This window comes from Fretibacter rubidus (assembly GCF_041429785.1).
GTDB lineage: Bacteria > Pseudomonadota > Alphaproteobacteria > Caulobacterales > Maricaulaceae > Fretibacter > Fretibacter rubidus.
In genome coordinates, this window is record NZ_CP163423.1 from 968,593 (window position 1) to 982,467 (window position 13,875).

At 50.9% G+C, this 13,875-nt stretch carries 14 protein-coding genes and 1 tRNA gene; 9 read left to right on the plus strand and 6 right to left on the minus strand.

Annotation, left to right across the window (positions count from 1 at the left end; genetic code table 11):
• Nucleotides 1-227 precede the first annotated feature (227 nt).
• Complete coding sequence (gene rpmB, locus AB6B37_RS04585; protein WP_371397721.1) at nucleotides 228-527, plus strand: 50S ribosomal protein L28; 300 nt, start codon at nucleotides 228-230, stop codon at nucleotides 525-527.
• Nucleotides 528-686: 159 nt separating this feature from the next.
• Nucleotides 687-1,319, plus strand: a complete 633-nt coding sequence (locus AB6B37_RS04590; RefSeq protein WP_371397722.1) for a Crp/Fnr family transcriptional regulator — start codon at nucleotides 687-689, stop codon at nucleotides 1,317-1,319.
• A gap of 27 nt (nucleotides 1,320-1,346) precedes the next feature.
• On the opposite strand, the gene AB6B37_RS04595 is transcribed toward AB6B37_RS04590, so the two are convergent.
• The gene (locus AB6B37_RS04595) at nucleotides 1,347-2,561 is read right to left on the minus strand and encodes a hypothetical protein (protein WP_371397723.1); all 1,215 of its coding nucleotides are present in this window, start codon (nucleotides 2,559-2,561) and stop codon (nucleotides 1,347-1,349) included.
• Between the two features lie 188 nt (nucleotides 2,562-2,749).
• Entirely contained in the window at nucleotides 2,750-5,101 is a 2,352-nt protein-coding gene (locus tag AB6B37_RS04600; RefSeq protein WP_371397724.1) for a TonB-dependent receptor, read from the minus strand.
• Between the two features lie 238 nt (nucleotides 5,102-5,339).
• Between AB6B37_RS04600 and AB6B37_RS04605 the strand changes: the two genes are divergently transcribed.
• Nucleotides 5,340-5,480 (plus strand): hypothetical protein, encoded by a 141-nt coding sequence (locus tag AB6B37_RS04605; RefSeq protein ID WP_371397725.1) that lies wholly within the window; start codon nucleotides 5,340-5,342, stop codon nucleotides 5,478-5,480.
• On the opposite strand, the gene folE is transcribed toward AB6B37_RS04605, so the two are convergent.
• Nucleotides 5,477-6,097, minus strand: a complete 621-nt coding sequence (gene folE / locus AB6B37_RS04610) for a GTP cyclohydrolase I FolE (RefSeq protein WP_371397726.1) — start codon at nucleotides 6,095-6,097, stop codon at nucleotides 5,477-5,479. The genes AB6B37_RS04605 and folE overlap by 4 nt on opposite strands.
• Nucleotides 6,098-6,199: 102 nt before the next feature.
• On the minus strand, nucleotides 6,200-6,802 hold the full coding sequence (locus AB6B37_RS04615) for a hypothetical protein (protein WP_371397727.1): 603 nt from the start codon (nucleotides 6,800-6,802) through the stop codon (nucleotides 6,200-6,202).
• Nucleotides 6,803-6,826: 24 nt separating this feature from the next.
• On the opposite strand from AB6B37_RS04615, the gene cysS reads away from it, so the two are divergent.
• Nucleotides 6,827-8,317 carry a cysteine--tRNA ligase gene (cysS, locus tag AB6B37_RS04620; protein WP_371397728.1) on the plus strand — a complete coding sequence of 497 codons (1,491 nt, stop codon included), beginning with the start codon at nucleotides 6,827-6,829 and terminating at the stop codon, nucleotides 8,315-8,317.
• Between the two features lie 614 nt (nucleotides 8,318-8,931).
• Here cysS and AB6B37_RS04625 read toward each other — a convergent pair.
• A tRNA-Pro gene (locus AB6B37_RS04625) sits at nucleotides 8,932-9,008 on the minus strand.
• A 185-nt stretch (nucleotides 9,009-9,193) separates the two neighbouring features.
• Here AB6B37_RS04625 and AB6B37_RS04630 point away from each other — a divergent pair.
• Nucleotides 9,194-10,252, plus strand: a complete 1,059-nt coding sequence (locus tag AB6B37_RS04630) for a COX15/CtaA family protein (protein ID WP_371397729.1) — start codon at nucleotides 9,194-9,196, stop codon at nucleotides 10,250-10,252.
• Here AB6B37_RS04630 and AB6B37_RS04635 read toward each other — a convergent pair.
• Nucleotides 10,214-11,113, minus strand: coding sequence for a hypothetical protein (locus tag AB6B37_RS04635; protein WP_371397730.1), 900 nt, complete (start codon nucleotides 11,111-11,113; stop codon nucleotides 10,214-10,216). The two genes, AB6B37_RS04630 and AB6B37_RS04635, sit on opposite strands and share 39 nt — an antisense overlap.
• Nucleotides 11,114-11,359: 246 nt before the next feature.
• On the opposite strand from AB6B37_RS04635, the gene rplM reads away from it, so the two are divergent.
• The 4 genes from rplM to AB6B37_RS04655 all read left to right on the plus strand — a co-directional run bounded on the left by rplM (nucleotide 11,360) and on the right by AB6B37_RS04655 (nucleotide 13,875).
• On the plus strand, nucleotides 11,360-11,830 hold the full coding sequence (gene rplM, locus AB6B37_RS04640) for a 50S ribosomal protein L13 (protein ID WP_371397731.1): 471 nt from the start codon (nucleotides 11,360-11,362) through the stop codon (nucleotides 11,828-11,830).
• Nucleotides 11,831-11,832: 2 nt separating this feature from the next.
• Nucleotides 11,833-12,336 carry a 30S ribosomal protein S9 gene (gene rpsI, locus AB6B37_RS04645; RefSeq protein WP_371397732.1) on the plus strand — a complete coding sequence of 168 codons (504 nt, stop codon included), beginning with the start codon at nucleotides 11,833-11,835 and terminating at the stop codon, nucleotides 12,334-12,336.
• 78 nt (nucleotides 12,337-12,414) lie between these two features.
• On the plus strand, nucleotides 12,415-13,452 hold the full coding sequence (gene argC / locus AB6B37_RS04650) for an N-acetyl-gamma-glutamyl-phosphate reductase (protein ID WP_371397733.1): 1,038 nt from the start codon (nucleotides 12,415-12,417) through the stop codon (nucleotides 13,450-13,452).
• Nucleotides 13,453-13,515: 63 nt separating this feature from the next.
• Nucleotides 13,516-13,875, plus strand: coding sequence for a hypothetical protein (locus AB6B37_RS04655; protein WP_371397734.1), 360 nt, complete (start codon nucleotides 13,516-13,518; stop codon nucleotides 13,873-13,875).

Sequence of the window (13,875 nt, forward strand, 5' to 3'; positions counted from 1 at the left end):
GCCGTCTATAGCGCAACAAACCCCACGCAATGCTGAACAAATGCCCCGATTTGCATGAAATATTGGTCATATACAGCGGGGCAGGCTAAGCAGCGGTGTTTTGTGGGATTAGTCCTGTGATTAGGGCTAAAAGGGGTTGACGCGCGCGGCCCGCCGCTCTATTTCCCCCACAACTTACGTGAGCCCGCCCAACGCGCGGGTGTTTTTATTGAAAAAAGGTAGATACGATGTCTCGTCGCTGCGATCTTCTTGATACGGGCCCAATGTCCGGAAATAACGTCTCCCACGCCATGAACAAAACGCGTCGCCGTTTTGAGGTGAACCTGTGTAATGTTACACTTGCGTCTGACAGCTTGGGTCAAAACTTCCGTATGCGCATCGCGGCTAAGACCCTGCGCACGGTCGATTTCAAAGGCGGCCTTGACGGCTTTCTTATGGGTACAAAAAATCACAAGCTGACTGACAAAGCCAAAAAAATTAAAAAGGCGATTGTCAAAAAAGCTGCCGAGGCTGACGCTGCTGCATAGCGCGCTTTACGGCTTTAGAATTATAAACCCGCCATTCGTTCTGATGGCGGGTTTTTTCATGCTTATCTGATGCTACTCGACAACTCCGCGCGGTTTCGCTAATCAAAATTATCGGGGGAGGGCATTATCGAACAACCATTTATCAGTGCCAGTCTTCTCGTGCATGTCGCGAGCTTGCTTTATGTCGTCGCTTTTGTTGTGCGAAATCAACTTGTGCTGCGCTCTCTCGTGTTGGTGGCGACGGTGCTGTATATTGCCTATTATTTCTTTGCGCCTGATGTGCCGCTCTGGGACGCGATTGGCTGGAGCGCGGTGCTTGGTCTCGCCAATGTCTATGTCATGAGTAAATTGATGCTAGAGCGCACGACCTTTAGGCTATCTGATGCACAGCGGCAGCTTTACGGGGTGTTTAATACGCTCAATCCTGGCGAGTTTCGCCAGCTTTTAAAAATTACAAACTGGCACAGTGTTGACACGGGCGCAGAGCAAAGGCTGACCACTGAAGACAAAGCCTGTGGCGATTTATTCTTTGTCCTGTCAGGGCAGATTGGCATCAATAAAGGTGACCGGTCCTTCGTCGTCGAGCCGGGTAAATTTATCGGCGAAGTCTCGTATTACCTACAAAAACCTGCCACCGCGACGGTCGTTGTGACAGGTGCTCAAGAAGGCGGCAGCTACGTCAGCTGGTCACATGACGCGCTAGAGACCTTAAAACGCAAAAACCCCGGCATCCGCGTTGCCGTGCAGCAGATATTATCAACAGACATGGCCCATAAGATTGCGGTGAGCTGATTGCGTAAAACCGGGGATGTTCTGAATTTAAGTCTTTCGCGTGTAGGAAAGACCAGAAATCCACACCACAGGAAATGGTCGGCCAGGCGTGCCTGCGTCCCCAGTATATAGAAGCATTGACGTTGCAACATCGCCATTTGTGTATTTCAAAATAAGGTGAGGGCCGATAATTTCCCAACGTCCTGATAGGCCGCGCATTTTATCTGATGTTGATACACGGGGTCCGGTGGATGCGAAATATTTGGCTGTATCAAACGATCCATCGGCATAAAAACTATAGCTTTTACCTGACGCAATAACGGTTGTATTGAAGTTACCGCCACCGCCTTTGCGCGTGTATGTACCGTTAAACTGTGTTGGCGGCACAGCCTTTAGCGGGGGCCCGTAAGGGGACATCATTGTCGTATCGCCGTCGTTCCAATTGATTGAATATTTACCGACGGCTGTAGGACGCCACTTCCCAATCCTTCCTGGCTTGTCTCGGGCGAGTTTTTTCACTGCTGTGTAGGTCAACCCCTCAGAGAGATCGCTTATCACAACACCATTTTTTAAAAATGCATAGGCTTTGAAATCAATTAAAACCATGCCACCGGCTCCAAATTTTGTATATTGTTTCAATCGAATTTGGTCGATTTCACTTTCAGGAATCAGCCCCAATTCTGTGTCGTTAATAGCTACAGGGCCAATAGGACGATGGGCCGGCGTCTGATTTGTTGTTACGGTATTTTGGCCTCGCGGTAGGACAGCGTGTTCCTCGGTTGATTGTGCATATTGGATTGCGCGAGACAAGGTATCGTCAATCCAGGTTTTTTGTGTATTGCCCGTTCCTTCGGTCAATAAAATGACGGCAAATTTAGTCTTATTGGCCGTAGGGCCCAATACCCAGACACCGTAACCTTCCCCATCAGACGTTTTCGCGACGCATTGATGAATTGTCACATTGCCGAGTTGGGAGGCTGATGCGTCCGCACAATTAACGCCTTTACGAAACAGAGCAAAAGCACGTTCAATGTTTTGTGGTGATTGTTTTCGGTCTTTGTCGATATAAATAGCGACGGATTGTTTGTCCCGCGACATGAAAAGCACCAATCCGTCTTTCTTTGTCGTTTGCCAATTACTATTCGTGATTCCCAATGGATCGGACGCGCTCGTCGCAAAGGCCTTAGGTAATGTCGTGCAGATCAATAACGAAGATATTAAAATCAAAAGCCGCACAGCATTATGCTTGAAAGTGTAAACCATACGATAGCTTCTATGAGAAGTTTTTCACGGTTAAGGTGCTTTATTCGGGGTGTATGCAATGCAGCGCGAATAAAAATTGATTTCAATGGCCGTTTTTAGCGTGTTCGGGCTCAAGCCTTTCTGGTGTCCCATAAAAAAGCCCCGCCCAAATGAATGGACGGGGCTTGATTGTTTTTGACTGTTTTGGCTTAGCCGCGAATGGTAATTTCGATACCGAGGCGACGACCTTTTTTCAGCGGGCTAAATGTACCGACCGTAGGGTTGTCCGCAAAGGGCTGCACGACACCTGTGGCGCGGTTCGAACCACCGGGTGGTAGCGGTGCACCGCCTGTTAAGGCTTGTGTCAGGCCCGCACCAAAGGATAGCTGCGTATCGCCGCCCGCTTGGACTTCGTCGAGCAGGTTTTTACCAAAGATAGAGAGGCTTACCCCTTCCATGGGCGTTTCCCAAGAGATGTTACCGTTCAGCATATTAACAGCGTTGAGCCAGCCCAAGTTACTATCAGTATAGGCTGTACGGTCACGGTGCTGGAAGTTCAGCGTCGACGTAAGTCCGCCATTATCGCCCAAGTCAGCTGTGTGGACGATGCCAAAACCATACGTCCATTCCGGGACACGGGGTAGGTCAAGCGCGCTGTCCGCCGCATTTAAGACACCGTCATTCGAGATATCAAACCGCACGTCGTCATAGCCTGCGTCAACATAGCCAAGGTTCGCTGTTAGCAGCAGATTGTCCGTCACACGGGCGCGACCATCGGCTTCGAAGCCGCTAATCGTAGCGTCTGCTGTGTTTAAGATGAACTGATTTACCGATGCCGGACCACCAGAGATATTCACTTCGCGCTGCATGTCCGCAATCTTTGTAATAAAGAACGCACCGTTAAGCTGGAACACACCGTCCATAAACTCTGACTTAAAGCCGGCCTCATAGGCATCGACTTCTTCTTCATCAAAGCTTGGCTGACCCGTCAGGCCAAGTTGCGTGAAGTATAGCGGCACGTCGGTGATACGGAAGTTATAACCACCAGAGCGGAAGCCCTTTGTGTAGCTACCGTAGACTTGCACGTCGTCGCTGGGTGTAAACTGTAGGCCAAGCTTAGGCGTTAAGTTTTCCCAGCTATTGCTGTCTGAAAAGCCGTTTGGTTCTTGAGCTAAACCACCTGTGACGGCGGACAGTAAGGCATTGATGCCGCTGGTCGGGCAGGTGCCGTCCACAACGCTACATTCATTGCGCGGGCGAATGAAGGTGATGTCGCCGTCTTTTTCTTCCTTAGAATAACGCAAACCAACAGTCGCGCTGATAAATTCTGTTAGCGGAATATCGGCTTGGGCGAAGGCACCGTAAACGGTGTGATCTTGCGCGCCGCCGCCGTAAAATGTCAGCGGTGAGAGCGGCGGAAGATTCCGAATTTCAGTATAAGCACTGCTTTGGTCGAAATAATATAGACCTGCTGTCAGATCGAAATAATCAAATTCGCCAGCATAACGGAGCTCGTTAGAAATTTGATCTTGCACCATTTCCGTATCAGAGTGGAAAATAAAGACTGGCAAACTATCGATGTCGCCTGTCGACGTAAGATCTAGGTCACGATAGCCGAAAATATTTGTGATGGTACCGTTACCAAAGTCAACATCGATGTCTGTGCGCAGCGATGCGGTTAGAGCTTTCGTCTCATAGCCGCCTTCTTCGTCAATCGCAAAATCAAAGCTATTGCGGTCAAAGACGCCGCGGTTCTGGCCCGCTGGGCCGTCGCCTTCACTGTCAAAATACTCGCCCTTCAAGAGGAAAGTCACATTGTCAGAAGCAAAAAACTCAAGCGCGCCGCGACCGATGAAGGTATCGGCTTCGCCAAAATTATTGCCTGTGGCCAGATTTTTGAAATAGCCGTCATCTTTATTATAAAACGCTGCGATTTTGCCGTTAAGACGGTCTTCGATTAAGGGGCCAGAGACAACACCTTGAATATAGCTGTTTAGGCCGCCGCGACCGCTGTCGACGGGTGTCTCTGTTGACACTTTCGCGCTATAGGTCAGCTCGCTAGTAGGGTTGCCTGTATTAATCAAAACCGCACCACCCGTGGTGTTACGGCCAAATAACAGACCCTGTGGGCCGCGCAGCACTTCGACGCTGTCCAGATCAAACAAATCAGTCACAACCGCATTGTTCACACCGAGGTAGACACCATCGACGAAAACACCAACCGTTGGGTCAATTGACGGAATAGAGGAGTTGATACCAAGGCCACGAATAGAAAAGTTAGCTGTACCGCGTGATGTTCCCATGTCGTCTAGCGATACGTTTGGTGCAGAAAATGACAGGCTTTCCAAATCCGTGACATTTAACGCGTCCAAAGTATCGGCATTAAAGGCTGTAATCGCAATCGGAATGTCTTGAACATTTTCAGCATTCGCTTTTTTGGTGGCTGTGACGATAATTTCGTCCGTTAGCGTATCAATTGCACTTTGTGCTGATGCGCTGGTTGCGCCTACGACCATAAATAGAGCCATAGCGCTAGCGGATAAAAGGTGACGTGGTGACATGATTTCTCCCGTTTGGTTTTTAAATTTTGTTATGACTTTATATACGCCATTTTGTCGCGATTGGTTCACAAATCAGCGTGTAAAACGGCTCGTGGCGTCTTTTTCCAAGCCGTGTGATAAATCAGTCACATATAGTTAAGAGCGCATTAACCATAAGTTATAACACTGCATCTGTATCAGCTGTGATTCTGATAATTTTGCCTGATGCGGTAAGTTAAACTTGAGCATAAGGACTTATATGCGCTGTCATTCTGGCACACACGCCTTTCGCCCCGCCAAGCGGGATTTCAACACCGTCAAATCCATGATGCTATCAAAGCTAAAACGGATGTCGCGAAAGACGCAAAGCCGCTTGCCCAAAGCTAGCGAGGCGAATTAGCCAGTTTTACCGATTAAGCGCAAAAACCGTTCTTGTAGGGCCGGGTTGGTTTTAAATTCACCCGTGAATTGTGTGGTGATTGTCGATACATTGGGGTGATGGACGCCGCGTGTGCTCATACATTGATGAACTGCGTCAATCATTATGGCTGTGCCGCGGGGATGCAGGGCACTATCAATGGCGTCCGCGATTTGCGCGGTCATCGTTTCTTGCGTCTGAAGGCGCTTGGCGAAAATCTCCACGACTTTCACCAGCTTTGAAATGCCGACAACTTTGTCAGTCGGTAGGTAAGCGACATAGGCCGTACCAAGGAAAGGTGCCATGTGGTGTTCGCAATGACTCTCGACATCAATTTCGCGCAAAATGACCATATCGTCATAGCCAGAGACATCTTCAAACACGCGCGAAAGTTCTTCTGCGGGGTCAAGATCATAGCCCCGGTACCATTCCGCATAGGCGTTTATGACCCGTTTGGGCGTATCTTTCAGGCCTTCGCGGTCAGGATTATCGCCCGCCCAAGCAATCAATGTGCGCACAGCGGCCATAGCCTCTTCACGAGACGGACGCGTTGGTGCGGGTACAGATTTCAAGACGGTTTTTTTCGGTGTATCAGTCATAGGGGTGGCCTATAGCGCGGATGGTTGGGCAGGGGTAGTGAAAATTACGCATAAGCGGGATGCGTGGATGGAGAAGAAGGATTCCTCAGGATGAGGGACATATCACTCCCGGCATCCGTCTTCTGTTAAAATGCCGAACCGTGCGATATCCTCCGCCGTCAGGATATAAATCTCATTTGGCCCTGCGGCATCACGGGTAAAGACGTAAAACGCCGGATCAAGCCCCATATCACGCAGAAAACGTTCTTGGATGCGCTTGCGGCTGTCTGAGCCCATTGTTTCGGGTGAGAAGCGCCCGTCTGCACCAGTCAGGCCCCAGCTATGCACGCCAATCTTCGCCCCGCAATCCATGCTGCGCTGCGTCCCCGCTAGGAATAAATCTACCGCGCCAGAGGCAATATAGCTGTCCGCCTCCAGATGGGTTGCCAGATTAAAGTTGCGAATATCGCGCGCGATTTTTAGGTTTGCATCTGCATTGCGTGTGCCTGACATGCGCTGCAAGATCAGCTGCGTGACGCTAGGATGTTCATTAACCAGATTACGCACCACCCGCGCGCTGTCTGTGTCGGTATAGCCGTTGCCATAAGCCACATTGCCGACCACGCGAAAGCTCAGCAGCCCGTCTTGCGGTTGAAGCCGCGTGACCAGCGCCACAATCAGGACAAGGGCCAAGCAAACACCCGCGATGATTTGTTGTTTTCTCATGAAAACTGTCTAAACACTGCGCGCATGACTGACAATACGCCTACACTCACGCTTTATAATTCACTGACGCGCAAGAAAGAGGTCTTCACGCCCCAAGACCCGACGCGCGTGACGATGTATAATTGCGGTCCAACCGTCTATAGCTACGCCCATATCGGCAATGCCCGCGCCGCCGTTGTCGCCGATGTTTTGTTCCGCGTCCTGCGCCATATCTACGGCGAAGATCATGTGGTTTACGCTCGCAATATCACCGATGTGGATGATAAAATTATCGCAGCCGCCAAAGACCAAGGCGTTGATATCAAAGAGATTACCGAAAAATACGCGCGCATTTATAACGAAGACCTCGCGGCGATTGGGTGTCTGCCGCCAACGTATCAACCGAAGGCGACGGATAATATTGGCGGCATGATTGCGATTATCGAAAAACTCATTGCGGATGATTATGCCTATGTATCCGATGGTCATGTGTTTTTTGATGTGTCCAAATTTGATGACTACGGAAAGCTATCAGGCAATACGCTGGAAAACCTGCGCGGCGGTGACCGTGTCGGCGAGGGCGAGGTTGCGCGAAAGAAAAATGCGGCGGATTTTGTGTTGTGGAAACCCGAGCTCGACGGCGTCGGGTGGGACGCGCCCTTTGGGAAAGGTCGCCCTGGTTGGCATATTGAATGCTCTGCCATGGCCAAGGAAACGCTGGGCGAAACGATTGATATTCATTGCGGCGGCGTTGATCTTAAATTCCCCCACCACGAAAACGAAATCGCGCAATCCGAATGCGCCCACGGCAAAACCATGGCCAATTATTGGGCCCATAATGAGTTTTTAAGTTTGACGCGGCCAGACGGTTATCAACAAAAAATGTCTAAAAGCGCTGGTAATGTTACGCTGATTCACGACCTTCTTAAAGACTGGCACGGTGAGGTGATACGTCTCGCGCTATTAAAGGCGCATTACCGCAGTGAATTGGTTTGGAGCGAGGACTTGCTGCGGGAAAGTAAAGAGCAGTTGGATGGATGGTATAGGCTTATAGAAGCTGCCGATCCACACCCTAATAGAGTTGCTCAGATCGATAAAAATTATCTTAATAAAATTCTTGATGATATTAATACTGCTGAAGGTATTGGTTTTTTTTCCAAATTTCGTCAGTATATAAATTTTTCACGACAAAATGATTACAAGATAAAAGAGCAATACAAAGTTGAGGGTATGACTAAAGTTACCCATCACGAGGAAACTCGTGCAGCTGAATTTGTTGCATCAGCCAACCTCCTAGGCCTCCTCCAAAAAGACCCGGAAGAGTGGTTCTCTGGCGGCATATCAGACACAGACCACGCGCTGGCGGCGGAATATGACACAGTGCGGGCCGAGGCTGTGGCGGCTAAAAAATTTGGTGACAAAGCCGCGATGGGGGCGGCGTTCTCTCGCTCTGACGCCATTCGTGATGATTTGAAGTCGCGCGGGCTTGTGCTCGAAACGGGCGCGGACGGGGTGTCGGTTTTGCGCAAGGCGTAGGGGCGGCCTCTCCACTAAAAAACACCAATAGTCTCATCGTCATTCCGTCGTGGACGTAGTCCACCCGGAATCTATGCCGTGAACGTTCCTCAAAAACCAAATATGATGGGCAGCGAGATTTCAAGGCATAGATTCCGGGCGTCCCTATGGGCCGCGTCGGAATGACAGCATGAGAGACAGACGCCAAACTCACGCGAGGCCCGCTATCGCCTTGCGACAATGTTCATAGGCAAACTCTTGCGCATGGATAGCCGAGACAGGCTCGGCTATGACGCGGTTTAGGATGGTGCACCCACTAAAAAACACCCGTCATGCCCGCCCACCCCATGATTTCTTTGAGGCGGGTATCCATGTGGTCAGCTATCGTCATGGTGTGGTTTGTGGCGGTAACGCTGTGGACAGGTGTATCGTCCCCTAACGACTATTATGCAGACAGCTAGCTGACGCGCGTCACTTTTCCGTATCCAGAATCACGACTGCCCTCGCTACGCTCGAGCGGTGATATGCCGACATGAATTATATGTGTCATGCAAAAGTCAGCTGGCGCTAAACAGCCCATTTAGAATCACTACTGCCTTCGCTGCGCTCAAGCGCTTTCTCAATGATTTACCCAATGGTCGGAGTAACAGGATTCGAACCTGTGACCCCTAAGCCCCCAGCTTAGTGCGCTACCGGACTGCGCTATACTCCGTAACCATTGGGTGGAGGCGTTATAGCGTGGTCGCGAGGCATATCAACACGTAAATTCATCAAATCGCGCCCTCAATTCGCGCGTCTATGCCTGCAATCTGTGCGCTGTTGCGCGAACCCCGTTATGGCCACTGTTTTTTCAAATTGTCACATGGTGTTGCGCGTGAAATCGCCTATATGGCACTTATGGCTGCTATATCATTTACATCTGACGCGCGTGCGTCCCGCAATATTGCCTTTTGGTTGTTCTTTGTGATGATAACCGTCATTACCATGATTGTTTTTGGCGGCGCGACGCGACTGACCAATTCAGGTCTGTCCATTACCGAGTGGGAACCCATTACGGGCATTTTGCCGCCCCTGTCGCATGAGGCGTGGATGGCCGAGTTTGAGAAATATAAGCAAATCCCAGAGTTTGAAGCTGAACACCCCGATATGACCCTAGCAGGGTTTGAATTTATATATTTCATGGAATGGGGACACCGTATTTTGGGCCGCGTCATTGGTCTGGCGTATATGCTGCCGCTGCTTTATTTTACCTTTAAGCGCAAATTACCACGCGGAAAAGCATGGCTATTTTGGCTCGTGTTTTTCCTCATCTGCCTGCAAGGCTTCATTGGGTGGTGGATGGTCTATAGCGGGCTTGACGGCGTTTCCGTGTCGCAATACCGCCTAGCGACGCATTTGGGCATGGCATTCATCATTGTTGGGCTGTTGTTCTGGTTCTGGCGGGATGCGCGCGAGGGTTGGCCAAAGACCACCGGTCGCCCGTTTATGAGCAAGCGCACAGGTGTGCTGGCCGTTTTGATATTTGTGCAAATCATCTTGGGTGCATTTGTCGCGGGGACAAAATCGGGACTATCTTATAATACGTGGCCGCTTATGGACGGACGACTGATACCGGGTGGATACGGCGTGATGAACCCATTTTGGAAAAACTGGTTTGAGAACACGGCCGCCATTCAGTTTAATCACCGTATGCTGGCTTATATCATCCTTGCTGTTGGTATTTGGGTGTTCATTAGCGCCCGACAAAGCCGCCATTTGCGCGGGCCAGTGACTGTGCTGTCGCTACTTATTTTATGGCAAGTCGTGCTCGGGATTATCACATTGCTGACGGGCGGCGTTATGCATCCGTGGTGGGATATCCATATCGAGCTGGCCTTATTTCACCAGTTTAGCTCGATACTTGTATATCTCGCCGCCCTATGGGTCTGGCGTAGCGCTCTCGTCAATCGGGTCTAACACAGAGCGGGCAAAACCTGCGCTGATCATCACAAGGCGCGGCGCATCGGCGTCGGCCATAATAATGGCTCCGTCACGAAAAGCTCCGCCGAGGCTGTCAGATGTTGCGTGAACGGCGCGCGCTGTGTCGATGCCCGGCGTAGACAGACCAGACGTAATCGTGACCGCGCCGCCGCCTGACCAAACCGCGCCTTTGTCGGCGGCTGATAGGATTGTTCTGTCACCAAAGTCCAACACAGCAAACCGCCCGTCTGATGATTGTTGGAAGCTAACCGTATCGCCGTTCACATAACACGCCGCGTCCGCTTGGCCTTTGCTGCGTTCAATCTCTGATAATATAATTTGGCTCTCTTGGACAAGAACGCCCATTTCAACCACATCGCCGCCTTCCGCTTGCGCAAAGACAGTGCCGCTGGGGGCATGGGCCGTTTCGCAAAAGCGCGATAGCCCGCCTACTGAACTGCTGACGGGCAGGGGCGAGAGGTTACCCTCATCATCTGATTCGATTAACGCCGATATCGTACCTGCCTCGGATAGGGTCAGGACAACGCCCGCGGCTTGCTCGCGCATTAATCCGACCGCGTCCACCGCCTTCATATTCAGCGGCTTTGCCACCCCGCTATCTAGGGCTGTTTGATATAGGTCGCCGTCTTGATCGATAAGAATGATATGCGACAACCACGGGGCGACATCATTAGGAATGACGGTTATATGGGCGGCGTTCACATTGGTGTTCACCTCTGCCGTCACGCGGAGCTCTGTCACGCTATCTGTATTGGTGGATTGTGAGCTATCACTTCCGCAAGCGGACAAGCCAAGAGTGATACAAAGAGCGAATGGGGCGTATAATTTATAAGTCATACTCTCTTTTACGCGCGAAAGCCCGATTGTGTCCTGTAAAATCTGACTTTCAACTAATTTCGATTGTAGTTTCATACGGTAAAATGATACCGTATTTTTAAGTTATTGTTTTTAATCATTTATTTTAAAGAGGTCGCGCGACTTTACGCATATTCCCTGTTGACGGGATAGACCTGCGCGCTTAGAAGCCCGCCTATAGTGAACACGGCGTGCAATCCGCGCGCAACCGTTCAATTAGAGGCTATTATGAAAACCACAAAATTCGTCAAGACCGCAGAGGTCGAGAAGAAATGGATTGTGATTGACGCGTCTGACGTAATCGTCGGCCGTCTTGCTACATTCATTGCGATGCGTCTGCGCGGCAAGCATTTGCCAAATTACACACCCCACATTGACCACGGCGACAATGTCGTTGTTATCAATGCGGAAAAAGTTGCTTTCACAGGTAAGAAGCGCAACGACAAAACCTACTACTGGCACACAGGCCACCCAGGCGGAATTAAAGAACGTACAGCGGATAAAATCCTCGACGGTCGTTTCCCGGAACGCGTGCTGCGTAAAGCTGTGCAGCGTATGCTCCCGAAAGAAAGCCCATTGGCCCGCCAACAGCTTTCAAACCTTCGCGTTTATGCGGGTGCAGAGCATCCCCATGCGCCGCAATCGCCTGAAGTCATTGATTTTAAATCAATGTCTCCTAAGAACACGAAAGGCGCATAATCATGGCTGAACAACAAACACTCGCTGATTTGAAAAACGTCATTAGCGGCACAACACCTGCCGCTGACGGAACGCCTGCTGCTGAGGCTGCGCCCCTTCCAGAGCCAAAGATTGACTCTCACGGTCGTGCCTATGCAACAGGTAAGCGTAAAAACTCTATTGCCCGCGTTTGGATCAAACCCGGTAACGGCAAAATCACGGTCAATGGCCGCGATCAAGAGGTTTATTTTGCCCGTCCCGTTTTGCGCCTGATTATCGCGCAAGCGTTCGAGGTTGCTGACCGTGTTGATGGTTACGATGTTGTCTGTACCGTCAAAGGCGGCGGACTATCTGGCCAAGCCGGTGCTGTGCGTCACGGCATCACCAAAGCGCTGACATATTACGAGCCGATTTTGCGTGCCCCACTGAAAGCCGCTGGCTTTATCACACGCGATAGCCGCGTTGTGGAACGTAAGAAATACGGTAAGGCGAAAGCCCGTAAGAGCTTCCAGTTCTCGAAACGCTAAAGCTATATCAACCATTTGGTTTTATATTTCAGGCGCTTCGGGAAACCGAGGCGCCTTTTTATTTGAGGGGATAGGGTCATGAAAAACGCCGTGATATTAGGGGCTTCTGGCTATACAGGGGCAGAGGCTGTGCGATTGATCACGGGCCATCCGAAGCTGCGCCTCACCGCATTAACAGGGCACAGCCGCGCGGGCGAGCGTTACGCCGACATCTACCCTAGCACGGCCCATTTGGACTTGCCCGATGTTGTAACCGCGGGTGATGTTGATTGGGCGGACGTCGATGTCGTCTTTGCGTGTCTGCCCCACGGCGCGTCTCAAGATACGATAGCGACCATTGCGGATAAAGTTGACACAGTCATCGATTTGTCCGCCGATTTTCGCCTGCGCGATCCCGACCTTTACGCCAAAACATATGGCCGAAGTCACGACCATCAAGGATTGCTAGGCACGGCTGTTTACGGGCTAACCGAATTTGCGCGTCATGAGCTGCGCGGGGCCAAGCTTGTGGCCTGTCCAGGATGCTACCCGACATGTAGCTTACTTGCGCTACTGCCCGGAATAAATGCGGGTCTAATATCAACGGATAATATTATCATTGACGCGAAATCTGGCGTCACAGGGGCAGGGCGCAAAGCTCTGCAATCGCTGGCTTTTTCTGAACTGTCGGACGGGGCCCACGCATACGGCGTAGGCACCCACCGTCACGCGCCTGAAATTGACCAAATCCTGACCCGCAGTAGCGGTAAGGAGACAATGGTCAGTTTTACCCCGCATCTTATCCCGATGAACCGCGGTATGATTGCAACGTGTTATGTGACCTTGACCGACGGGCAGAGCGTAGACGACCTGCGCGCTGCCTATCACGCCGCCTATGATGATGAGCCGTTTGTGCATATAGAGGCAGCGGGCGCGGCACCGCAGACCCGTCATATTCGCGCGTCAAACCATTGCCGTATCGGTATATTTGCTGACCGCGTGCCCGGCCGCGCTATTATAATCTCAGTCATTGATAATCTGACTAAGGGCTCTTCTGGCCAAGCGGTGCAAAATTATAACGCAACGCAAGGCTGGGACGAAACATTGGGTCTGCACGTACAGCCTATTTTTCCATAATTTTAGATGATTTACGCAGCGCTTTGCCGCATGGTAAACGGGTTGATGAATCAGAGGTCGCCCATGTTGGTATTAAAAGGTCATAGAATTAAGACATTAGTCGTGTTGTGTGCTGGACTCGCGCTATCGGCCTGTTCGACTGTCAAAATGCCAAATATCGATTTTATGCGTTTGCCTGAATTTCGTGAGGCGGCAGCAAAGTTGGTTGAAGGCTTCCCAGATGTGGGCCTCGCCCCAACACGGCCAGAGGATATTCGGTCTGCGGCGGAATGGGACGCGGCAGCGCGTGACCTTATTCAAAAACGCGCAGCGCTCTCTATACCCAAAGACGGCTCCTCTGCCATGACAGAGGCCGAAGTTGACGCCGAGGTCGAGCGCTTAAAGGCGCAAATCCGCCGCTATAAACTTGATGATCCGCAATAA